The sequence below is a fragment of the Caldivirga sp. MU80 genome (genome assembly GCF_001663375.1).
In the GTDB taxonomy this organism is placed as follows: Archaea; Thermoproteota; Thermoprotei; order Thermoproteales; family Thermocladiaceae; genus Caldivirga.
Window position 1 is genome coordinate 1 of sequence record NZ_LCTF01000009.1, and the last position, 22062, is coordinate 22062.

Sequence of the window (22062 nt, forward strand, 5' to 3'; positions counted from 1 at the left end):
CTGTTAGGTTTAATGGGTCGATTAGTAGGGTTGTTATAAAGCCCACTGTGTCGAGGAGTTACAGGGAATTGCTCAATGCTGTTCTTTTTGAACGTGTCAAGTACATGGGTAGGGTTGTGGTTAGGGATTACGGTGTTAGGGGTAGTCAACTGTGGGTTCATGGTGAGATTCAAGTGACAGTGCCAATGGATGTTTATTATGAGCACATGACTAGGCATAAGAAAAACAGTGGCAAGCTCATTGGTGGTGTTGACGTTAACTCGGATAGAATCAACCTAGCAATCATTGATGAGGAGGGTGAGCTTAGGGACACCCACACCTTCTGGTTCAGTGAGGTGACTGCACGAGGCTTTCCCATGCACAAGGCTTGGGGCATTATTGGCATGAGGATTCACGAATTACTTGATTACGCTTACCGCCATGGCGTTAAGACCTTGTTCCTAGAGAATCCGGAGGTTCTCGGTAGGCTGAGGCTAATGTGGATTAGGAGTGGTGATAGAAATCATGAGAATTACAATCACAAGGTCTCAATATTCAGGAGCTCAATCATTGAGAAAATAGCCATGAAGGCACCACTATACAGCATAGAAACCAAGTACGTAAACCCAAAGGGAACAACAAACTCAACAAAACACGACGAACTAATGAGAAAGCATGGGCTGGACAGGCACACAGCATCAGCCTACTCAATAGCCCTAAGAGGACTCACTCACCAACAAAAATAAACACCACAACCACGAAAACCAAAACAGCCCCTAAGGTTTATTACGGTGAAGCGTATCTTGTTTAATATTAGTAAAGCGTAAAATACCTAACCCTAGGTGCTGGTTGATGAGGCTGCTTGAGTATAAGGGTAAGGAGATACTGGCTAAGTATGGTGTGAAGGTGCCTAGGGGTGTTGTCATCGGTAAGCCTGATGATGTGGATAAGGCCAGCTTAAACTACCCAGTATTCGTCAAGGCCCAGGTGCCCTTCGCAGGTAGGGCTAAGATGGGGCTTGTTAAGAGGGCTGGTAGTAAGGATGAGGCCAAGAGGATAGCCTCAGAGTACCTGGGCAGGGTGATCCAGGACTTCGAGGTGAAGAAGGTTCTACTGGAGGAGGGTGTTGACGTTGTTAAGGAGTACTACGTCTCAGTGACCATAGATAGATCCAGCAGGACCTTCATACTACTGGCCTCACCTGAGGGTGGGGTTGACATTGAGGAGATAGCTAGGACAAGCCCGGAGAAGATATTCAGGGGTAGAATACACCCGTTTGAGGGTTTAAGGGATTACACTATTAATGCCGTTAACAAGTTCATGGGGTTCACGGGTGATTTAGCCTACAAGTTCGCCTCACTGCTGAGGGTAATGTACAATGTCTTTGAGGCTTACGACACAGAGTTGGTTGAGATTAACCCACTGGCCTTAACAAGGGGTGGAGACTTCGTTGCCCTGGACGTTAAAATAATGGTAGATGATAATGCCCTGTATAGGCATAGCGACATATCTGTTGAGGAGGAGGGTGACTTGACTAGGGAGGAGATTGAGGCTAGGAAGTACGGCTTCCACTACGTTGAGCTGCCAGGCTACGTGGGTGTCATTGGTAATGGGGCTGGCTTAACAATGGCAACCATGGACCTGGTTAGGGAGTTTAGTGGGGAGCCAGCCGACTTCCTCGACGTTGGCGGTGGCGCCAGTAGGGATGTTGTTAAGGCAGCGTTAACGCTACTGCTTAAGGATGAGAGGATAAGGGGCATAGTCCTAAACATATTCGGTGGTATAACGAGGGGTGATGAGGTTGCCTACGGTGTGGTGGATGCGTTTAAGGAGGTTGGGGCAGCCAAGCCACTTGCCATAAGGCTTAAGGGCACTAATGAGGAGGAGGGTAGGAGGATACTGGCTCCACTCGGGGTTAAAATTTATGAAACAGCCGAGGAGGCCATAGGTGAGTTAATGAGGAACCTGCAGGGTGGTGGCAGATGACGATACTGGTTGACCAGAACACCAGGGTACTTGTGCAGGGGATAACGGGTAGCGAGGGGTCTAGGCACACGCTGTACATGCTTCAATACGGCACTAAGGTAGTTGCAGGGGTAACGCCTGGTAAGGGTGGTCAGCAGGTCCACGGGGTACCGGTTTACGACTCGGTGGAGGAGACTTTACGGAGACACCCTGATGTAAACACATCAATAATATTCGTACCGGCTAGGTTTGCCTCAGATGCAGTCTACGAGGCGGTGGATAATGGCATAAGGCTAGTGGTCATAATAACAGAGCACATACCGATACACGACGCGATTAGGTTCGTGAACTACGCCAAGTACAAGGGTACTGTCATAATTGGCCCGAACTGCCCAGGCGTGGTTAGCCCTACGATAAGTAAAGTCGGCATATTGCCTAACAGCGTCTACACGAGGAAGGGGCCAGTGGGCATAATATCACGCAGCGGTACATTAACCTACGAAATATCATACCACCTAACCCAGGCGGGCTTTGGGCAAAGCACGGTGGTTGGTGTTGGTGGTGACCCAATAATAGGCACGGACATGGTTGAGGCAGCCTTGATGTTTGAAAATGACCCGGAGACCAAGTACCTAGTGGTGATAGGGGAGATAGGTGGTGACCAGGAGGAGAGGTTAGCAAGCCTAGTTAGGGAGGGTAAGATAACTAAGCCCATCGCCGCCTTCATAGCTGGTAGGACAGCACCCCCTGGGAAGAGGCTTGGGCATGCTGGGGCGATTATATCAATGGGGGTTGGTACATATGAGAGTAAGGTTAAGGCCCTTGAGTCGGCAGGCATAAGAGTTGCAAGGACGCCGCTGGAGGTTGTTAAGATAATCCGTGAAATATCAGGGAAGTGACTTACCTCCTTTTAAAACTAGTCTAAGTCAACAAGCCTTTATTCAGAGTCCTCCGGATTTGAACCACATGCTGAGTTGATTGTTAAAGTGAGTTGGGTACAGTTATAAAGCCCATTAGTGCGTACTGGTTAAATGGCCGGTGAGTCGTGTATTGTAGCCAGGATTAGGAACTATGCGCTGGTGAGTAGTGAGGTTGTTAGTGGCAAAGTCACCGATGTGGTTAGGAGGGTGGCCGCTGAGTTACTTAAGGAGTGGGACCCAGAAAGGGGGGATTTCATGGTGCTTAGGGATGATAGGGTTATTCAAGTCAAGCTACCCTTACCATCCCCGGAGCTCTACGATAGGTTGAAGAACTACAACATTAGGAGGAGTGGTGACTCAGCGGAGGCGACAATACCGGTCTACGAGATAATATACTCAGGGGACTGGGTTAGTGGAGGTTTTAGGGCTGAGGAGGCTGTGTTAGTCTTCCCATTCATATCAAGCGAGTTAAACAACCAGATAATAAGCGACATCATTAACACCTTGAGGACTGAGGAGGTGGGGTTTGAGGAGGAGTAGATGACCTTTTCCCGGAGGGTAGGGTTTTCACTTCGGGGTTTGGTTATTGCCCTGTCTATTATGGGGGTCAAAGTTCGCAGAGTTGTAATGCTAGCCGCAGCAATGTGGGCTATGTTTCATTGACCAGGCTGGTTAGGAACTCGGCAACACCCTTCCCACTTGGGCTCCTGGTGACTAGTTTAGCCTTCTCCTTAGCCCTCTTGGTTGCGTTTCCAACGGCAACGCCAAGCCCGACGACACCGAAGGCCTCAGCGTCAATATCACTGTCACCTATGAAGGCCACTGTTGAGCAGTCCACCCCCATGAGCTCGCACATCTTGGCAATAGCCTTAGCCTTACCGCAGTCACGGGGCCTAACGTGCACGGCGTAGCCACTAGTCTCAACGTCATATAGGTCACCTAGCCCCATTCTCCTTAACTCATCCTTAATCCTCCCCACAACCCCGTAATCATCGCCAACAACATCAATGGTAATGTCCAGGTACCTGCATTGATACTGGTATGTTGGCCTTAACCCAAGCCTCCTAATTAATTCGTCAACCACCTCCCTGGCACTTAAGTTGCTTAACCTTATGATGGTTGACCCAACTTTGACTATGCAGCCGTTTTCGGCTATTATGGGTGAATCATCCCCCAGCCCAATGTACCTAGCTAAGGCTTCAGCCACTATTAGGGCGTTGCCGGTGACTAAACCTATCTTAACCTTATCCTTAACCCTTTGAATAACCCTAATGGCATCTGGGTCAAGGGCTAGGTTACCCCTATCCACGGTTAATGTTCCATCGACGTCCAGTAGGACTAGGTTAATGGCCATGCCGTTGATCATGGCTTAGGGTTAATAAGCCTTTATTGCTCTTTAAATTAAGACCTGAGGTATTTAAAGGGGTATCTATTAGGCTTCACGTGGATGGGCAGGTTAATGCTAGTGTTGTCAACTACAGGGAGTTGAAGAGAATACCGTATATACTGCTGCTTCTGCAAAACGGAGTTAATGACCACGGCTTCACTAGGGTTAATGTAAGCGACTTGTCTAGGCAAATAGGCACCACACCGCAAAACGTCTCCAAGGTCCTTAAGAGGCTTGAGAGGGAGGGTTACGTGATTAGGAGTGGGGCCAAGGGTGAGGTCAGTCTCATGCTCAGCGAGAGGGGTAGTGCGCTGTTGAGGAGCCTAATGGACTTGATGGAGAGTTTACTGGGTAGAAACATAACGATAGTGCTCAGGGGTGTGGTGACGACTGGCCTTGGGGAAGGTGGCTACTACATGAGCCTTGAGGGCTATAGGAGGCAGTTCACCAGTAAACTGGGCTTCGACCCATACCCAGGCACTTTGAACGTTAGGCTACTTGACCAGTACGTCAAGTATAGGCTATACCTGGAGAGGATACCTGGAATCAGAATTGAGGGCTTCAGTAACGGCGCAAGAACCTATGGTGGGGTTAAGGCCTTCAAGTGCGTGATAAGCAGCATACAGTGCGGGGTGCTGCTCGTTGAGAGGACTTCACATGGCCCAGAGGTGATTGAGGTTATAGCGCCCGTTAAGCTTAGGGATAGGTTAAACCTGAGGGATGGGGATGAGGTGACCATTAACATACTCCTCTAGTCCGCTCAATAACGAAAACGGAGGGTTAGCCCGACTCCTTTCCCCACCTTTTTGGCTAGGATGCACTGGGGTCTTGGGGCTACACCCTCCTTACGGGTGTTGCTAAGTTTCTGGGTGTGCGCCTAGTGGTGCAGTGGGCTAGTAGGTCGATGACCCCCTCCCCGCCTTGTTGGGTGGGGTTTGACTGTGGGGGTCTTGGTTGTTACCCCGCCTATTGCGGGGTTATTAAACACCCCAGTAAAGCAGGGGTAGTAAACCTGACGCATAAGACCCCACGCAATGGGACAACCCCGCCCTAAAGGGTGGGGCTTGACCATTTTGTCAAACGGTAATGCTTTAAAATACATGTACAGGGAGGAGAGTTGGTGAGTTGAATGGCAGCTCAACAGGAGGCCACAATACTGGTTGGTAAGAAGCCAACCACAAACTACGTAATAGCCACGGTGATGCAGTTCAACCAGGGTAGCAGGAGAGTTATCCTGAAGGCCAGGGGCTCAGCCATAGCGAGGGCCGTGGCCGCGGCCACAATGGTCCGCGACAGGTTCCTGGCCGGCCAAGTGGATGTGAGGGAGGTTAAGCTACTAAGCGACAAGATAACTGGCCAGGGCGGTAAGGAGAGGGTTGTGGCGGCCATCGAGATAGTAATCGAGAGGAAGTAAGGCCGCCCTAAAAACAAGGCGACTCATCATTGGTAACGCTTTTTTGATTTCACCATTAATGTGAAATAAGCATTATCTTTAAACTATAGGCAAAGTGCATGTGGCACTGTACGTAATAGGCGTTGGGCCCTGGGACCCTGAGCTAGTCACAGTGAAGGCTATTAAGGCTATGGCAAGGGCCCACGTGGTTTACTACAGCTCACTGGTTAACCCAGAGATCCTTAGGCGGTATGCACGCAGAGCTAGGTGGGTTTACATGGGGCACGTTAGGGGTGTTGAACATGAGGCTTACGTTAGGGAGGCTATTGAGTACGTTAAGGGTGGCCTAGAGGTGGCATTCCTCAAGAACGGTGACCCAACCCTCTTCAGCAGGGGCGTGAGGATATGTGAGGAGGCTAAGAGGGAGGGGGTTGAGTGCGTGATAATACCTGGGGTACCCAGCTTCACGGCGGCGGCCGCCGAACACCTACTTGAGTTAGGTGACGTTGTGACACTTGTATCCTACCCAAGCGTGGCTAGGGGTAGGGTTAGGAGGACAACCGTAGTATTCATGGCATCTGGGGTGATTGATAAGATAAAGGAATACGTGGGGAATGGCGACTCAGCCTTAATTGTAAGTAGAGCCACCTACCCAGACAGCAGTTTGACCAAGCTAACCAGGGATAATATAGGTGGGTTAATTGTTAAGGCGCCATCACTAATCTTCATCAGGGGTGGTTGGGATGGAATTAACGACGCCTAGGCTGATCATATCCTCGTATAAGGGTAAGTCAGGCAAAACAATAGCAACCCTGGCCATAGCCAACGCCCTAATTAGGGCAGGCTTCACGGTCTCCATGTTTAAGGTGGGGCCGGATTACATAGACCCAAGCCTACATGGCTTAATCACCGGCTCACCAAGTAGGAACCTGGACTACGTACTAATGGGTAGTGGGGTCCTTGAGAGACTCTACAGATACTCCATGGGCAGTGACATAGCCCTAATAGAGGGTGTGGCTGGGCTATACGACAGCATTGACGGTTTCAGTGAACTTGGCAGTACGGCTCAGTTGGCTAAGTTAATCAAGGCACCAGTGCTGCTAGTCATTAATGGTGAGAGGATTAACAGAACGGCCAGGGCCATCATCAGGGGGTTGAGGCAATTCGACCCAGAGGTTAAGATAATGGGCGTCGTGTTGACTAATGTTCCCCCGAGGCAGGTGGATAAGTTAACTAGGATCGTCGAGGAGGAGGGGTTACCGGTGGTTGGTGCTATACCGAGGAGTGAGGATATTGAGGAGTCATTTAGCTATAGGCACCTTGGCTTAAGGCATGCCAAGGAGGTTGCCAGGCAACAGCTCATTAGTATCGTGGACTCTGCATCAACAGGCATAAACACAGACATAATTGTGAAGATGGCCAGGGAGTACTCCGAGCCCATAAAGCTTAATGGCCAGCTGGAGGTTGAGGTGCCCATTGTAAGGGGGAGGCCCAGGATAGGTATCATTGCAGGTAAGGCCTTCACCTTCTACTACCCAGAGACCCTTGAGGAGGCCCTAACCTTAGGTGAGGTTAAGTTACTGGACCCTGAGGTGGATGGTGACGTTGGGGATGTGGACATACTCCTAATAGGTGGTGGGTTCCCTGAGGTCTATGCAAGTGGCCTTGAGGGTAATAGGGCCTTTAGGGCATCCGTGAGGAGGTTCGTGGATAAGGGTGGTTACCTCTACGCCGAGTGCGGGGGTTTAATGTACCTAGCAAGTTCAATAATATTCAACAACAGTGAGTATGAGATGGCTGGGATAATAGACGCAGTGGCTGTGATGCTGAATAGGCCCGTGGGCCATGGGTACGTGGTGGCTAGGGTGATTAAGGACACTTTAATTGCACCCAGGGGAACGGTGCTTATGGGTCATGAGTTCCACTACTCAAGGCTAATACTTAAGGGCAGCTACGACCTGGCTTTGAAATATGAAAGGGGCTTTGGGGTTAATGGGATGGATGGATTCACAATCAACAACACCTACGCCCACTTCATGCACCTACACCCACACACCCACGACGTACTGAGGTCAATAATACTTAACCACGTTAAGGGAGCTTAAACCATAGCCGTCTCTCTGGAGGCGGCGGAGGTGTTAAACCTCCACCGTCTCCTTCTCGACGGTCTCCCTGGGCCCCCTCACCGCAGCAGCTCCCCACCCGTCGCCGGGGGTTCCCAGCCACTACGGGTCTCGGAAACCCAGGGTAACCAGTAAGGGTTACTAGGGTTTGGTTTATAAGCAAATCGCTTCAGCACCAATAGCAACAAACCCCACGAACAATCACGAAAACCGAAATTGCCCCATAGCCCAATGCTAATCCGCATCCTAATTACCGCTATTAGTTGTTAATGCTATAGTTTATAACCAACCCCTTAGCGGCTTGCTTAACCGGTGATGAGCCTAGGCTGGGTGATTGGTGAACGGGGTTAATAGCGCTGATACTTCATGGCAAGCATCCCTCATTAAAGTAATCCGCCACCTGGTACCTCTACCAAAGCCAGCTCTATAAGGCCTTATGCACTCTCGGCGTATGGAGTATTTTTGATGTGAATTATTTATAAATTAAGGCTTAATGGCTAGTTGATGCAGCCATTTTCAATCTTCGACGCACTCGTGGCGTCTGTGCAACTGTACGCAATAATAGACCCATTGGGGGCCATACCGCTATTGGTTAATGTACCAAACTACGAGAACCTGATGGATAGGTTCCTTAAGCTGGTAGCCCTCACGGTACCCACCCTTCTGCTCCTCTTCGCCTTTGCCGGGCCATTCATATTAAGCATATTCAGCATAAATATAGATGATTTCAGGGTGGCTGGGGGAGTGATACTACTGATAATAGCCGTGGATGTGCTTAGGGAGGGTACACCCAGGACTATGGGAATTAACCCAGAGGAGTACATAATAGTGCCCATAATAACACCCATGCTTGTTGGACCTGGGGCAATAACATCAGTGATGGTCATGGTTACGTACTACAACGAGCTCAGTGTACTCACGGCCATACTAGTGGCATCACTGGCAACGTACCTAACCATGAGGTACTCCATATACCTAGTCAGGTTGATAGGCAATAACACGCTTAGGATATTCGCAAGATTCTTCAGCATAATAATAGCATCATGGGCGGTTCAACTCATAGCCTTAGGAATACTAGGCATCGTTAAGGCCGCCTAGCGTTAAAGAACTTTAAACCAACCAAACCAACGGCCCCTATGATTAGGCGCATCATTAGCACCGGCGGTGATGTGGTGATCGAGTTGAGCAGTGCCGCATCAATGTTGTCAAGTACGGTCGACGGTGGGTTAAGGTACGGTGTAAGGTTCATCATACACCACCACGTACCAAAAGACTTCAACGCAGACCCAGCCACAGAGGTTAAGGTAACCCACATTAGGCTCGGGATTAACAGTAATGAGGCGGTAACCTTCCTAACAGCGGCTGAACTATCCAAAAGCCATGTGATTCACAATGAGCAGCACGGTGACATAGATATCACCGTATCCGTAACCATGGGGCTAAGTAACCCATATAGGATCGATGGACCTAGGGTCATTGAGATGTGGAGGGGGCCATCAACAGTGAACATTGCCATCATCGTGAATAGGCCACTGACGGTTACCGCTATGGTTGACGCCATCGCCTTATCGGCTGAGGCCAAGCATGAGACGCTTAGCAGTTTAAGTGGTGGTAGGTTGCATGGAACCACAAGCGATGCATTAGCCATAGTCTCACTAGGTGAGGGTGAACCCGAGCCCTACGCTGGCCCAGCCACCAGGGTGGGTAAGGCAATAGTCAGCTCAATCCACAATGCGCTAACCAAAGCCTACACCATTGTTGAGTCAGGTTAATCAGTTTAATGGTTGGAAAAATTTAAAAGTTAAGATGTGAAGCGCATTGAGGCCGCCGTAGCTCAGCCTGGTGGAGCGGCGGGCTGTTAACCCGTAGGTCCCGGGTTCAAGTCCCGGCGGCGGCGCCAGAGAATGACACTCCCCCACATTCCTCTCATTCAATTCTAACCCACCATTCATACTGACATGTGTGGTCATTAATATGCAACATGCTATGCAATTTATGGATTTGCTTATTGTGGATCACTCAGCCAAGTACTGAGACATTGTTGTAATTGGTCATGCTGGGTGGACTCTCTACGACCCCTATGGCTACACGTTAGTGATGTGGGTAATGCAACAAGGAGCCTTCTACATTGCCGGCTAAACGGATACCCTAAGCTAGTCTGCATTTAATGGATGAGTCAATGTTTAGGGAGCGTGAAGTAGGGTTTAGTAAGATTGTTGATACGCGATTAAGCGCTGATGTCTGCATAGCCCATGATCCTAGGTCTTCTAGGCTTTGCATTCACATTAATCACTAAAGCCCTACCGTTAACCAATGGTAACTCCCTACTAAGCTTTACCTCGCCGCTCTCAAGCCTCCCCATAACCTTTATACCATTGAAAACCACGTGAACCTCCCTTGCATCATCACTCCACTTAAACTTAGTGAAATTGTTTATTGAGTTTGTAAACCTAGTGCCAGGCTTAACAAGCGCCTGTACGTCTTCCACGTCCTCGAGCCTAATGTTCCTAAGTGCCAACCCGACACGTGTACCTGGCATTACCTCCTCCTGGTCATCATCGAGTACCTGTATGCTCCTTATCTCGACCTCTCTATTCACTGGATATACAATGAATTTATCATGAACGGCTACCCTAGTTAATGCGTAACCCAGCACTACAACGCCAACACCCTTAACATTGAAGGCCCTATCGATAAAAACTAAACCCCTATCCGCCGCGTCACCATCAAGTTCTCTGAATTCGGTAGAAACTAGCCTGGATATGTTAAGTTCCTTAAAGAGCTTCATAAACATCTCAACATCGCTTGTAAGCACAACGCCAGGTATGTTCGCAGACTCGGCAAGTAACGCCAACTCACCCTCAATCCAAGTAAACCTGGGCATGCTTAGATAGAAGGAGCTGGATATTGAGAGGGCTCTCGCTACCTCAAGAATGCTATCGGTACTGGGTATTAATACGCTTCGAACCAATTCGCCAATCCTCCTGTAGTAAACCCTTTCCTCCATCTTATCCCTTTTACCTAACATTGACGCTATGTTAATAGCATCCTTCTCCTCCGATGAAAGCACTGTGATTATGCTTCCTTGAAGCATGAGGCATGGGGTAGGGATGATTTATTTTTAAAACTATCGTAGTATGTAAGTAAAGTACCATGATAGCGGTCTTCCTCCTTAGGTAAACCATGGCTTATACAGGTCTTGTTTAGGCGCTTCGTGATGTTCGTGAATTAGGGAGGGAGAGTGGGAGGTAATTCCACAATGATCAACCAGCGCTGCATGTTATATACGTCTTCATGGATAGTAGGGCTGGTATGCATGGATACCCATGAGAATATGCATGGTTAAGGGAATTGAATGCTAGAAGGCTCGTTCCTTATGGTGCGGGGGGTGGGATTTGAACCCACGCAGGCCTACGCCAACGGGACCTAAACCCGCCCCCTTTGACCAAGCTCGGGCACCCCCGCTATGTTGGTTTAGGCCTAGGCCCCTTTAAAGCTTTTACCTTACTCCTTACTGGTTAACTGTTGTTTGCAACCTCTATTTGAGCCGCCCTGTACAACGCCTGTAGGTAGCCTATTGCATGTAGCCTACCCAGTGCTGAGTAACCTGGCACGGATAATTGGGCTATGTCACCGCTTAGGGTTGGGGTATGGTCCACTCTGAAGGGTCCGTTGAAGCCGTGCTTAACGAACTCTTTCATTACTAGGTAGAATTGGTCAGGGGCTTCGTCTATGAAGACCTCCTCGAAGGCCCTTGCATTGCCCCTGACAGCCCTGAAGTGGACGAAGAAGACCCTACCCGTCTCGAGGAAGTGCCTAACGGTGGCCAGTAGGTCGTTTGTCATTAATGAGAAGTTGCCTAGGCATAGGGTTATTCCATTGTACTCACTTTTAACCAGGCTTAGCAACCTATCGAAGGCATCAACGGTATTCATTATCCTAGCCACGCCCGGCGGTGCCTCAGGTATTGGTGGGTCATCTGGGTGTAGGGCTAGTTTGACGTTTGCCGACTCGGCTATTGGCACAATGTACTCCAGGAAGTCCTTAAGCGTCCTCCATAGGGTGGAGGCGTCGACCTTACCAAGCCTTGGTGGTGGAGAGTCCTTAAGGTCCTCCTCGTAGAAGCCCGACGTATAGGCCCCACCCCTACCCCTTAAGGTTGCCCTAGTCCTAAGCCAACCCGTGGGCATCCAGTTGTAGACCCAGATCTGAATCCCAAGCTTACCCATGTTCTCTATCAACTTAGCCACGTTGTTAAGCTGCTCCTCCCTGCCTGGTAAACCATAGATTAACCTATCCATTGGTGGGTTATCCTCAATGATGGTTAACTTGAACCCAGCCCCCTCAACCATCCTCTTGTAGTTGGCCAGTGGCGCATAGTCCCATGGTTCATAGGCCCTCCACTGTCTCCAATCAGGGTAATTCCTAGGCAGTATACCAGTGGCCTCCTCGACGCCAACCTGCCTAAGCATGTCCCAGAAGATAGTTGGGCTACCCTCCAGGAGTATTTCAGCAATCCTAGGCCTACCACCCACCACTGCGTTACCCATATCCACCACACCACCTAGCCTATTTTAACCGTGTCGGTGTGCTGGGCAGTAGTGTTTTAAGAGAGACGTGGAGTCGCTTAAGGGAGGGCCTTGGTGATTTAGGTGGATGTTCAGGGTGGTGAGTCTAAGGTTGGGGAGTTGCGTAGGATTAGTGAGGAGGTTGAAGCCTGTTCAAAATGCCCCCTACACCTTACCAGGAAGAGGGCTGTGCCCGGTGAAGGCAACCCAAACGCCGAGGTAATGCTGATTGGTGAGGCTCCAGGTGAGGTTGAGGATGAGACAGGTAGACCGTTTGTGGGTGCTGCAGGTAAGCTGCTTAACAGCCTGCTCCAGGATATTGGGGTTGATAGGTCAAGCCTATACATAACCAACGTCGTCAAGTGTAGGCCACCCAATAATAGGGACCCCACTGACGAGGAGATTAACGCATGTAAACCGTACTTAATAAGGCAAATAGCCGTGGTGAGACCCAGGAGGATAGTGACCCTGGGTAGGCACAGTACCAGGGTTATACTTGGCCTCGGTGGTTTGAGGGTAAGCGAGATCTCTAGGGTTAGGGGTAGGGTGTTTAGGGTCACCATAGCTGGTGTTGAGGTTGAGGTTTACCCAACGTACCACCCAGCAGCCGCATTATACAATCCATCACTCAAGGGAGTGCTTAAGGAGGATTTGGCCAGAGCCATTAGAGCTGGCGGATCTGGCCCAGCAAGCATCTTGGATTACCTCAATGGTGGTTAATTATTTAAGCGGAGGCGCCTTGAGTAAGAGTTATAAATAGGAATACTGTGGTATTACAAGTGGATTTAGACGAGTTGGCATTATCATTAACTGGACCGTTGGTTAACTGGTACGTTAAGAGGAATGAGCAGGACCTTGAGAGGTTTCTTAAAAATGCTAGGGTGTATATGTCACCTGAGAGGTTCATGGCAAGGGTCTTCTTTGCAACAGTCATGATGGCCATCTTCTCCGTACCCATTGGCCTATACTTAACATACATGGCCATTGAATCACTCCTCAACACCCTAAGCCCCTCCGTTGGACCTATGATTATGCTGGTGTTCGGTGTTGTAATGCTAATCCTCCCCCTCATGGTCTACTCAATAATGATGGCGTTGCCTAGGATGCAGTCATCTGACTTTCAATTCAAGGTTGACTCGGAGCTCCCCTTCTTCGCAGCGTACCTAGCCATGATTTCACAGTCTGGGTTAAGCGTCACCTCAGCCATAGAAAGGATTGCCGGGATTAAGCTCCTAGAGGCCATTGGTAAGGTGGCTAGGGAGATTGTTGTTAAGAATAAGGCATTTGGTATGGACCCCTTAACGGCATTAACCGAGACGGCCTTAAGCACCCCAAGCCACCTATTCCAAAGCTTAATAATGGGTTACGTGACCAACGTCAGGACGGGTGGGGACATATTGCATTACCTTGAGATTAGGCTTAACGAGATAGTCAGTGACACAATTGATAGGGTTAGGAGGGGTGCTGAGTTCCTATCAACACTGATGGAATCGTACATAGGGGCTGGGGTTATACTGCTAATTGGGCTTAACGTCCTCTACCTAGCCCAGGCAATAACACCCACTGGCAACCCAATTGGTGCCCTTCAACAGGCCGTGAACAACAACCTACTCTTCGGGTTACTCGTGGTGCCGGCGATATCAGTAGCCTTCATATACCTAGGTGAGGTTTCGATATACAGGGTTCCTTACACGGATACCAGGCCATACATAGCCTTCGGAATATCCACAACGGCGGCCATGGTTGCCATACTGGCTGGTTATACCTCAATGTTTCACAGCGACTTGGGCTACGTCATTAAAGTGGGGCCCATTAGCATAGACTTCGCCATATACATGGCCACAGTCATGGTCATAGCCTACACCCCAGCAGCCATATACGCAGGTAAGGTTATAGCCGAGAGGCGCAGCCTAGAGAGGGCCTTCTCAGACTTCCTGAGGGACTTCACGGAGCTGCGTAAGAGCGGCTTCACACCCGAGAAGATAATAAGCACGTTGGCTGATACAAGGGATTACGGTGCCCTTTCAAGGTACCTTAAGGACATTAGTAAGCAGATTAAGTACGGCGTACCTATTAGGGTTGTCCTATCGGAGTTCATGAGTAAGACTAAGTCCTACTACGCCAGGGTCTTCGCATGGCTACTCCTGGAGTCCATTGAGTACGGTGGTGCAACCCCAGAGACCCTTGAGTCCTTAGCCTCATTCTCATCACTGATGATTAGGATTAATGATGACTTGTTGGCCAGGCTTAAGCCCCTTAGGTTCGTGCCGTACATAGGGGCCATGATACTCACCCTAACTCTAGTCATAATGGTGTTCACGGTTGTTAGCCTGTCCAGTGTCCTACTCAACTTATCCGGCTACTACGTTAACTACGTCACAAGCAGCTTCGCCCTAACGACTGTAGTCGACTCTTTCATAATGGGGCTCGTGGCAGGTAAGCTAGGTGAGGGTGAGTTATCCGCCGGCTTTAAGCATGCAGTGGCTATCACGGCCCTGGTGCTTTTAATCTACCTTGCCTCACCGTTAATATCAAAGCTGTTCGTTGTATAACTCACCACTTATGTGGCTCAGCCTCACCGCTCATTATCACCCTAAGCCTCTCAACCCCCTTAACCTCATCTATTATCCTAGCCACTGAGGCTGGTACGAGCCCCCTCCAGGACTGGTCACCCTTAATCATCATCTCCCTTATCCTGGTTGAAACATACCTATCCCTATCGTACATAGGCTGCTGCCTAACCTCAACCCCACCCTCCCTGAGGAGCATGGCCACGAATGGATTGCCCGTGTAGGCAACTTGGAATGGGGGTAGGTAGGACTTTATGTAACTCAGCCAAGCTGCGTTATTCTCAATGTTAGGTATGGGCACTATTATAACCCTGCCTAGGTCAACCTCACCTTCCTTAAGCCCCTCCCTAAGCATCCATATCCTCTCCCCCACGGTAAATGGATCCTTCTCTATGTAGTTGAATTGCGCGGACCCAATCACCACTATTAATTCATCCACCTCGCTCAGTATAGCCTTAATCGCCCAAACATGCCCCCAGTGGGGTGGTTGGAACCTACCTATGAATAGCCCCCTGATCACGCATCAACATCAGCCATGGCGTATTTAACGCTTTCCCAACAAAGCTATTTAGATTAGCCGTAGGGTATTGGGTTAAAATAAACCCACCCCCTGTATTTAAGCTCCCTTGAACCCACGTAAACCCCCACACCCTCCTCCACCCTAGCGAAGTCCATGAACCCCAAATCCCTGAATAGCCCTAGGCAGGTTGGCCTTATGGAGAAGACTGGTAGGTACTCCTCACCACCATTAAACACAACCTCCTCCGGGTCAATGTTAAGTGCGCTACAGGCTTGCTTAACATCAGGGTTTATTGGCAGTGAGTAAACCGTGACCCTAGCCGCCTTACCCATCTCACTCAGCACCCTCCCTAACCCATCACTGGAGTCCATTGATGCGCTTATGCAGTCGATATTACTCGTTAACTCATCACTGGGGCTCCAGGGCCTTGGCCTCCTGGTCAACTCAATCCCCCTAGCCACAACTGGGTCGTTAGAGTGCATTTCAAGTAGGCCGCTGTACCATAGCTTAAAGGTGAGTCCAGTGAACCCGAATTGTGGTATTGTGACTAAGACGTCGCCTGGCTTAGGTGACCTACCTATTGGCCTTTTAGCCACCCCAAGCATAGCCACGTCCAGGACATCATCATTGCCCTCGTTTAAGTCCCCGCCAATGTAACTTGCCCCAATGGCCACGGCGGCATCCCTAATCCCCTTAACCAGGTCCTCGAACTCGCTCCTCGTGTGGTCACCCTTAAGGGTTAATGATGCTACTAGGGCTATTGGCTTAGCCAACTTAACCAATAGGTCAGATGCAGTGCCCACGGTTACCCTCCAGCCAACGTCGTAGTAACTCATGAAACCTGTTTTAATCCTAGATAGGGAGCCTCCATCAATCTTAAGGGCAAGTAAACCAACCCCTGGGAACTCCACGTAGGATACGTCATTATCTACGTTGGGTGGTGTCAAGCCTATTATACCCTGCATGATGCTCATCAACTTATCCTCACCAAGCCCACTAAGCATCATGAACCTCATGCGTGATTATCTTTATAAACGCTTAGGTTACTAGGCGCCTCGTGTCTAGTGAAGCTACACAGGGTGAGCAGGCTGCGCAGCAAGGCCAGGTAACCACCGGGGAGGTTACACCTGCTGCGGCACCGCAGTTGAGGAAGCTTAGGTGGGGTATAGCCTACATTTACGCAAGCACCAACAACACCATGATAATAATAACGGACTTAACAGGCGCCGAGACTGTGGCCAGGGTTAGTGGGGGGCAGGTTGTTAAGGCTGATAGGGATAAGCCAAGTCCATACGCGGCCATGATGGCTGCCTATAAGGCGGCGCAGATAGCCATGGCGAGGGGGATTAACGCAGTTCATGTTAAGGTTAGGGGGCCCGGTGGCTATGGGCTTAAGGTTCCTGGGCCCGGTGCTGTTGCGGCGATTAGGGCATTAGCCAGGGCCGGTATGATAATAGGTAGGATTGAGGATGTTACACCAATACCCCACGACACCATTAGACCACCTGGAGGTAGAAGGGGTAGGAGGGTCTAATCCAGTATTGTTGAAAAATCTTTATATACCTACTGTTGCCTAAGCTTTAAAAATATGAATATGAATGATTTGATATGGATGGTTGACATAGTACTAGTGGTGGTTCAGACATTCATAGTGGCCCTAATACTCAGGGAATACTTAGACACGGGCTTCACACCGGTGGGTAGGCTGCTCATCACGGCTGCATTCCTATTCCTAGTTCAAAGCATAGTTCTGTTATCCTCCTACTACTACTGGTGGGCTATACGCAACACTGATTACCACGTGGCCGTACCCTTATTAGCATCAACCCTGCTGAGCCTAATAGGGCTATACATGCTTTACAGAATAAGCAAACTATGAGACGCCAGCGTGCTTAACCATACCCACCTACACCGGCATGTATGCTTAAATTACCCAACTACCTTAGGGTGGGTATTAACCCTTATGCCCATCCCTAATCCTATGGATATGCGCATTGCACGGCCTTACACCTTCCATGGGGGATGGCAGGTCTTGAGGGTTTATGGTTTAATTGTTGCCATTGGGAAAATAAACAAAAATCCGACGCAGGGGGTTTGGATTAATGGATACTGGTAGGCCACGGTTACTAACCAGGAGGGTCCTCTTATACTACCTCCTAACATTCATACTACTGGCCCTGGGTGAGGCCTTGGGTTACCTACTGTCAATAAGTGGGATCAAGGTTATACCCAGTAGTGAGCTGCAGGAGTTGGAGCAGCTGGCCCAACATCCATCACCCATGGTTATTTTTAGGCATAATTTAACGCTGAACCTACTAATGAACATACCGTTCATAGGACCAGTGATATATGTCTTCCTGATTGGGTTCACTGGAGCGGCGCTTGGCTACATAGTCGTCGCTAGGATGGGCTTAAGTATCATATATCTGATTGCGGCCTACGTGACCTCAGCTGTACTTCCACATGGCCTACTTGAATTATTCTCATACTCACTCTCAGCCTACAACTCTGTTGATGTCTCCGTGAACCTGATTAAACGCAGGTACATCGCTGCATCGCTAACTCACTGGGTGATTAGGCTAGTAATCTCGATGGTGATACTATTCATAGCAGCCTACGTGGAATACATTGAGTTAACCATAGCGGGTGCCTTTGCTAATGTTTAATGTAATGCTCAGGTTTAGGGCGGTGTGGGTTATTTTAAGGGTGTTCACGGTAAGGTACCTACTCTTCTCCGTGGCGTCATCAATAGCCCTGGTGTCCATTGCCCTGGCTGGCCATATTGCGTTGCTTAACCAGCAGTACACAGGTGGCCTACTTAAGGTGCCCGTGGATTACGGCTTAGTTAAACTCGGCAACATGTCCATACCCTTCTACGTCACTAATGCAGCCTACGCAAGCCTATACGGCATCAGTGTTAGGGGTAACGAGTGCATTGTTCTTGGGGAACTACCCCAACCAGTAGTTGGTGAATTAACTGAGGTTTTGAGGTGCGGCTCACTGGTCACTTACCCTGCGTATGGCTACTTAATGGTGGTTAAGCTAGGTGAACTGGGCAACGGCTCCAACGGAACCTTAATCATACCTAAGGACCCGGTCTCCTACTTCTCAACCGTACTAATGGGTAATGTGTCAGGCTTCACTTCACTGATGTACGTGGTGTTTTTGACAATAGTTGGTTTATCATCCACGTACCTATCCCTAAGCCACCTAGGCTACTTAACAGAGGCCTTCAGGAGACTTAGATTCATCATGGGTGGTGGGTTAGTTGAGGCAGTCTCCCACTTAACGGTGTTGGTGGTTTCATCTTACCTATTGGTGGCTACGCTTGAGGACTTAGCCCTTGGGTTGCTTTTAAGTAGGCAGAGCCTGGTTAGGTTTAGTTACGGGGCTCCACCATTAATGGTAATTGGGCAGTTAATCACCCTAATCACTCCAATGCTGATTGCGGTGGTTGCGTCGTGGAGGTTAAGCTCACGTTAATGATGCTTAGGAGGACCCTGGTTCATGCATTACTTGCCTCGATACTCATAGGGCTCTTAACCTACGGCATAGCCCTACTTGCCTCACTGGCCTACGCTGGGTTAACCATGGTTAAGGCGCCCTTCGGCATGCACGCAATAACAAGTAACGGCTCATTAATGCCCTTCACAGGCATGGTACCCATGAGTCTCTCTTACGCCTTAAGCCAACTTGGGATTAGGAACACGCCCATTGTGATAGCCCTAGCCCTAGTCGATTACAGGTACGTGGTGATGGTGATGGGGTTAAATAACATCACTGGGCCAGTCTGCATAGCCGGCTCCATTGTGGGTGTTAAACCTGGGTTACACTTACTCACGAGTTACGTTAGGCAAGTGACCGTGCCCATTTCAGTGGTGGTTAGGGGCAGTGAACCATTCCTCATGTGTAGCATCAACTACACCATGCCCCTCTCCAATGTTGGCTATGGCGCGGCGACAATGATACTTATCCCCAATGAATACTGGGGGAGGGTTGAGGGGTTGGTGAGGCGTGGGATCAACATAACAATAGTCAATACCCTTAATGAAACCGTAGACCTAAAGTATGGTTACTTGGGCTTAGGCTATCTCGTAAATTATGGCCCAGTTAAGCCGGGGGTTAATATAGTGAACTTACCGCTGAACTACTACGTCATCTACGCTGTATTAAATGGGACACCGATACCCATTGGCGAGGCTCCCAAGGAACTAACAATGACCATCAATCCCCCCTCAAAGCCTTCAAAGTTCACTAGGCAATGCACGTTAACTGTGAATTCACCCAGTGATGCCGAGGTCTCCGTGGTTAACGGTAGCGGCGTGGTCCTCATTATTAGGCCTGGGGGTAACTTTAACGTCACATTGCCGTGCGGTTCATATGTAGTAACCGCCTATAGGGGTGGTGAGTTCTTCACAACCAGGGTTAACATAACGGGAAGCACCGTTGTTAACGCATCGCTGGTGTCCTTTACCGGTGAGTTGGCCGGCATTGAGGGTAGTTACTCCGAGTACGCTAGATCTTACTTCAGGGGCCTTGAGATGCTTTACGCCAGTTTCGTAGTACTCCTTGCAGTGGCGGTTGGGCTTACCTCAGCTGGCCTATTAGGACTAGTCTCAATGATCAGGGTGATTGCCTGGGCCATTGGGCCTATAGCTAAGCCACTGCAGTACGTGGCTACCCTCGAATACGCTAGGCGGGTTGTATCAACATTCACGTTAATCCTAGCCTCAGTGATGTGCGTGGTCTCTTGGCTCATATACGGCATGTTGCTTAACATCCACACAATTCTAATAATCAGGCAACCTATGGAACTAAGCCCAGTGATAACGTTACCCACCGCCGTTGCGGTATCGCTTAGCGTATGGTTAACCCTAGTTACCTCATTGAGGTCTTGACCCCATTGCCCAGCGGTATGGGGTAGGCTGATAACTAGTTCATTGGCGCAATACTATAATACACCCAACACCTGCTACTACATATGAGTTCGGGGGCAATATCTGTCCTGGAGATGAGGGTGCTGGACGCCAATACGGTGTACCTTGGTATAGACAGTAGGATACTTATGGAGAACGCCGGTAGGGGTGTTGCTCAAGTTGTTCTGTCGAAGTGGCCTGAGGCCAAGAGGATCCTGGTGGTGGCTGGTTTAGGCAACAATGGTGGTGATGGTATTGTGGCCAGTAGGTACCTGTACAATTCAGGTAGGGAGGTTGTGGTTATACTTCTAGGCAAGGTGAGTGACCTAACCGAGGAGCCGGCTGCCACGAACCTTAAAATATGCCTAAACCTACTGGGCTGCAGGATACTTGAGGCTAGGGATGAGATTGAGCTGCTGGCTTACCAGGACTACTTCGTTAAGTGGGCTGACGTCATCATTGACGCCGTCTTCGGCATTGGGATTAGGGGTAGGATTAGGCAACCGGCCTCAGCGGCCATAGACCTAATGAACATGTCCAAGGCGCCTAAGGTGGCCGTCGATGTGCCATCAGGCATGGATCCGGATACTGGTGAGGTCACTGATAAGGCGGTTAAGGCTGATGTAACGGTCACCATGCATAGGGCCAAGAGGGGCCTGGTGACTGAGGGTGCTAAGCAGTACGTGGGTGAGTTAGTGGTCGTGGACATTGGGATACCTAGGGAGGCGGAGTTGATAGTGGGCCCAGGCGACCTACTTCACTTAAACTACGCCAGGCGACCTGACTCGAAGAAGGGTGACTTCGGTAGGATAGCAATAATAGGGGGCTCCAGGGAGTATACGGGTGCAATAGCCTTAACAGCCCTGGCTTCACTGGTTACTGGGGCGGATTTACCAATAGTCTACGCTCCCCATGAGGTTGCCCACGACATTAGGTCCCAGACGCCCAACCTAATAGCCGTACCCCTTGAGGGTGAGGTGCTTAGCAGGGATAACGTGGGGCCTGTGCTTAAGGGTATTGAGAGGGCTAATGTGGTTGCCATTGGGCCTGGGCTTGGGCTTGAGAGGGAGACGATGGAGGCGGTCTACATTATACTTGAGGCAGCGGGTAAACTGGGTAAGAGGGTTGTTATTGATGCGGATGCCATAAAGGCGATTGGGGCTGGTAAGAGACTTAACCTACTTAGGCAGGGCATGGTGCTAACCCCACATGCAGGCGAGTTGAGGGAGTTAATTGGGGTTGAGGTGCCTAAGGCGACACCACTGGAGCTTGGTCAATGGCTAACTGAGCAGGTCTCAAGGTGCTGCCAGGGGAGCGTGGTGCTACTTAAGGGTAACGTGGACGTCATTAGCGATGGCTCAAGGTTCAAGCTTAACATGACGGGTAACCCAGGTATGACAGTCGGGGGTACGGGTGACGTGTTAACTGGGGTGCTGGCGACAATGCTGCATAGGGTTAATGACCCATTTGAGGCGGCCGCCATAGCGGCATTCGTAACTGGTGCGGCAGGCGACTTAGCCGCCTTGGAGTTGGGCTACCACATAACTCCACTCGATGTGGTCAACAAGATACCCAAGGTCTTCTCTATATTCAAAAACTCCAAGGAGGTGGTTAAGGAGGCCATACATAAACCCCTAAGGGAATACCTAAGTAGACGTGGACTACTTAACGGATAATAGCAACTTAAACATGGCCTTAAAGGGGGTCATTTAATTTTTAAT

22 protein-coding genes, 2 tRNA genes and 1 pseudogene are annotated in these 22062 nt (G+C 49.7%); 19 read left to right on the plus strand and 6 right to left on the minus strand.

Translation table 11 applies throughout. From position 1 onward, the window contains the following. The 4 genes and pseudogenes from AAX04_RS12140 to AAX04_RS03815 form a co-directional block, all read left to right on the plus strand. Positions 1-725, plus strand: a pseudogene (locus AAX04_RS12140) (hypothetical protein); the annotation flags it as partial. Between the two features lie 106 nt (positions 726-831). Beyond that, positions 832-1965 carry an ADP-forming succinate--CoA ligase subunit beta gene (sucC, locus tag AAX04_RS03805; RefSeq protein WP_066794268.1) on the plus strand — a complete coding sequence of 378 codons (1134 nt, stop codon included), beginning with the start codon at positions 832-834 and terminating at the stop codon, positions 1963-1965. Beyond that, a complete protein-coding gene (gene sucD / locus AAX04_RS03810; RefSeq protein WP_066794270.1) occupies positions 1962-2843 on the plus strand; it encodes a succinate--CoA ligase subunit alpha in 882 nt (293 codons plus the stop codon). The genes sucC and sucD overlap by 4 nt, the downstream gene beginning before the upstream one ends. 132 nt (positions 2844-2975) lie before the next feature. Then, positions 2976-3404, plus strand: a complete 429-nt coding sequence (locus AAX04_RS03815) for a DUF2286 domain-containing protein (RefSeq protein ID WP_066794272.1) — start codon at positions 2976-2978, stop codon at positions 3402-3404. Positions 3405-3513: 109 nt separating this feature from the next. Here the strand turns inward: AAX04_RS03815 and AAX04_RS03820 are convergent, their stop codons facing one another. Next, positions 3514-4218 (minus strand): phosphoglycolate phosphatase, encoded by a 705-nt coding sequence (locus AAX04_RS03820; RefSeq protein ID WP_066794403.1) that lies wholly within the window; start codon positions 4216-4218, stop codon positions 3514-3516. Positions 4219-4307: 89 nt separating this feature from the next. Here AAX04_RS03820 and AAX04_RS03825 point away from each other — a divergent pair, with 89 nt between their 5' ends. The 7 genes from AAX04_RS03825 to AAX04_RS03855 all read left to right on the plus strand — a co-directional run bounded on the left by AAX04_RS03825 (position 4308) and on the right by AAX04_RS03855 (position 9667). Continuing rightward, positions 4308-5006: a DUF120 domain-containing protein gene (locus tag AAX04_RS03825; RefSeq protein WP_084761183.1), complete on the plus strand. Its 699-nt coding sequence runs from the start codon at positions 4308-4310 to the stop codon at positions 5004-5006. Between the two features lie 374 nt (positions 5007-5380). Next, entirely contained in the window at positions 5381-5665 is a 285-nt protein-coding gene (albA, locus tag AAX04_RS03830; RefSeq protein ID WP_066794274.1) for a DNA-binding protein Alba, read from the plus strand. A gap of 94 nt (positions 5666-5759) precedes the next feature. After that, positions 5760-6407, plus strand: a complete 648-nt coding sequence (locus AAX04_RS03835; RefSeq protein WP_238377790.1) for an SAM-dependent methyltransferase — start codon at positions 5760-5762, stop codon at positions 6405-6407. Beyond that, positions 6388-7749: a cobyrinate a,c-diamide synthase gene (locus tag AAX04_RS03840; RefSeq protein WP_066794410.1), complete on the plus strand. Its 1362-nt coding sequence runs from the start codon at positions 6388-6390 to the stop codon at positions 7747-7749. The genes AAX04_RS03835 and AAX04_RS03840 overlap by 20 nt, the downstream gene beginning before the upstream one ends. A 522-nt stretch (positions 7750-8271) precedes the next feature. Beyond that, on the plus strand, positions 8272-8865 hold the full coding sequence (locus tag AAX04_RS03845) for a MarC family protein (protein WP_066794276.1): 594 nt from the start codon (positions 8272-8274) through the stop codon (positions 8863-8865). Between the two features lie 38 nt (positions 8866-8903). Further along, positions 8904-9539 carry an adenosylcobinamide amidohydrolase gene (locus AAX04_RS03850; RefSeq protein ID WP_066794278.1) on the plus strand — a complete coding sequence of 212 codons (636 nt, stop codon included), beginning with the start codon at positions 8904-8906 and terminating at the stop codon, positions 9537-9539. A gap of 51 nt (positions 9540-9590) precedes the next feature. Then, a tRNA-Asn gene (locus AAX04_RS03855) sits at positions 9591-9667 on the plus strand. Between the two features lie 327 nt (positions 9668-9994). Here AAX04_RS03855 and AAX04_RS03860 read toward each other — a convergent pair. The 3 genes from AAX04_RS03860 to AAX04_RS03870 all read right to left on the minus strand — a co-directional run bounded on the left by AAX04_RS03860 (position 9995) and on the right by AAX04_RS03870 (position 12317). Beyond that, positions 9995-10861, minus strand: a complete 867-nt coding sequence (locus AAX04_RS03860; protein ID WP_066794280.1) for a translation elongation factor — start codon at positions 10859-10861, stop codon at positions 9995-9997. Between the two features lie 283 nt (positions 10862-11144). After that, a tRNA-Leu gene (locus AAX04_RS03865) sits at positions 11145-11232 on the minus strand. Positions 11233-11285: 53 nt separating this feature from the next. Next, positions 11286-12317, minus strand: coding sequence for a mannonate dehydratase (locus tag AAX04_RS03870; protein WP_066794283.1), 1032 nt, complete (start codon positions 12315-12317; stop codon positions 11286-11288). A 102-nt stretch (positions 12318-12419) separates the two neighbouring features. Here AAX04_RS03870 and udg point away from each other — a divergent pair, with 102 nt between their 5' ends. Both udg and AAX04_RS03880 read left to right on the plus strand, forming a co-directional pair. Then, the gene (gene udg, locus AAX04_RS03875) at positions 12420-13055 is read left to right on the plus strand and encodes a type-4 uracil-DNA glycosylase (protein WP_066794285.1); all 636 of its coding nucleotides are present in this window, start codon (positions 12420-12422) and stop codon (positions 13053-13055) included. 59 nt (positions 13056-13114) lie between these two features. After that, complete coding sequence (locus AAX04_RS03880; RefSeq protein WP_066794288.1) at positions 13115-14887, plus strand: type II secretion system F family protein; 1773 nt, start codon at positions 13115-13117, stop codon at positions 14885-14887. A gap of 1 nt (position 14888) precedes the next feature. Here the strand turns inward: AAX04_RS03880 and AAX04_RS03885 are convergent, their stop codons facing one another. Together AAX04_RS03885 and AAX04_RS03890 are read right to left on the minus strand one after the other, a co-directional pair. Further along, complete coding sequence (locus AAX04_RS03885) at positions 14889-15425, minus strand: nicotinamide-nucleotide adenylyltransferase (RefSeq protein WP_066794290.1); 537 nt, start codon at positions 15423-15425, stop codon at positions 14889-14891. A 53-nt stretch (positions 15426-15478) separates the two neighbouring features. Continuing rightward, positions 15479-16432 (minus strand): thiamine-monophosphate kinase, encoded by a 954-nt coding sequence (locus tag AAX04_RS03890; RefSeq protein ID WP_162270107.1) that lies wholly within the window; start codon positions 16430-16432, stop codon positions 15479-15481. A 137-nt stretch (positions 16433-16569) separates the two neighbouring features. Between AAX04_RS03890 and AAX04_RS03895 the strand changes: the two genes are divergently transcribed. The 6 genes from AAX04_RS03895 (at position 16570) to AAX04_RS03920 (ending at position 22017) form a co-directional block, all read left to right on the plus strand. Next, positions 16570-16959 (plus strand): 30S ribosomal protein S11, encoded by a 390-nt coding sequence (locus AAX04_RS03895; RefSeq protein WP_066794419.1) that lies wholly within the window; start codon positions 16570-16572, stop codon positions 16957-16959. A gap of 60 nt (positions 16960-17019) precedes the next feature. Continuing rightward, positions 17020-17304, plus strand: coding sequence for a hypothetical protein (locus AAX04_RS03900; protein ID WP_066794293.1), 285 nt, complete (start codon positions 17020-17022; stop codon positions 17302-17304). Between the two features lie 223 nt (positions 17305-17527). Then, a complete protein-coding gene (locus AAX04_RS03905) occupies positions 17528-18091 on the plus strand; it encodes a stage II sporulation protein M (protein ID WP_066794295.1) in 564 nt (187 codons plus the stop codon). Continuing rightward, positions 18084-18908: a hypothetical protein gene (locus AAX04_RS03910; RefSeq protein ID WP_156519680.1), complete on the plus strand. Its 825-nt coding sequence runs from the start codon at positions 18084-18086 to the stop codon at positions 18906-18908. The genes AAX04_RS03905 and AAX04_RS03910 overlap by 8 nt, the downstream gene beginning before the upstream one ends. Beyond that, complete coding sequence (locus AAX04_RS03915) at positions 18887-20323, plus strand: hypothetical protein (RefSeq protein WP_066794300.1); 1437 nt, start codon at positions 18887-18889, stop codon at positions 20321-20323. Before AAX04_RS03910 ends, AAX04_RS03915 begins: the two co-directional genes overlap by 22 nt. Before the next feature lie 83 nt (positions 20324-20406). Continuing rightward, complete coding sequence (locus tag AAX04_RS03920) at positions 20407-22017, plus strand: bifunctional ADP-dependent NAD(P)H-hydrate dehydratase/NAD(P)H-hydrate epimerase (RefSeq protein WP_066794303.1); 1611 nt, start codon at positions 20407-20409, stop codon at positions 22015-22017. The last annotated feature ends 45 nt before the right edge of the window (positions 22018-22062 follow it).

Coding starts and splice junctions, on each gene's coding strand:
- sucC (WP_066794268.1), top strand. CDS start 832: ATGAGGCTGCTTGAGTATAAGGGTAAGGAGATACTGGCTAAGTATGGT.
- sucD (WP_066794270.1), top strand. CDS start 1,962: ATGACGATACTGGTTGACCAGAACACCAGGGTACTTGTGCAGGGGATA.
- AAX04_RS03815 (WP_066794272.1), top strand. CDS start 2,976: ATGGCCGGTGAGTCGTGTATTGTAGCCAGGATTAGGAACTATGCGCTG.
- AAX04_RS03820 (WP_066794403.1), bottom strand. CDS start 4,218: ATGGCCATTAACCTAGTCCTACTGGACGTCGATGGAACATTAACCGTG.
- albA (WP_066794274.1), top strand. CDS start 5,381: ATGGCAGCTCAACAGGAGGCCACAATACTGGTTGGTAAGAAGCCAACC.
- AAX04_RS03840 (WP_066794410.1), top strand. CDS start 6,388: ATGGAATTAACGACGCCTAGGCTGATCATATCCTCGTATAAGGGTAAG.
- AAX04_RS03845 (WP_066794276.1), top strand. CDS start 8,272: ATGCAGCCATTTTCAATCTTCGACGCACTCGTGGCGTCTGTGCAACTG.
- AAX04_RS03850 (WP_066794278.1), top strand. CDS start 8,904: ATGATTAGGCGCATCATTAGCACCGGCGGTGATGTGGTGATCGAGTTG.
- AAX04_RS03860 (WP_066794280.1), bottom strand. CDS start 10,861: ATGCTTCAAGGAAGCATAATCACAGTGCTTTCATCGGAGGAGAAGGAT.
- AAX04_RS03870 (WP_066794283.1), bottom strand. CDS start 12,317: ATGGGTAACGCAGTGGTGGGTGGTAGGCCTAGGATTGCTGAAATACTC.
- AAX04_RS03890 (WP_162270107.1), bottom strand. CDS start 16,432: ATGATGCTTAGTGGGCTTGGTGAGGATAAGTTGATGAGCATCATGCAG.
- AAX04_RS03900 (WP_066794293.1), top strand. CDS start 17,020: ATGAATGATTTGATATGGATGGTTGACATAGTACTAGTGGTGGTTCAG.
- AAX04_RS03905 (WP_066794295.1), top strand. CDS start 17,528: ATGGATACTGGTAGGCCACGGTTACTAACCAGGAGGGTCCTCTTATAC.
- AAX04_RS03910 (WP_156519680.1), top strand. CDS start 18,084: ATGTTTAATGTAATGCTCAGGTTTAGGGCGGTGTGGGTTATTTTAAGG.
- AAX04_RS03920 (WP_066794303.1), top strand. CDS start 20,407: ATGAGTTCGGGGGCAATATCTGTCCTGGAGATGAGGGTGCTGGACGCC.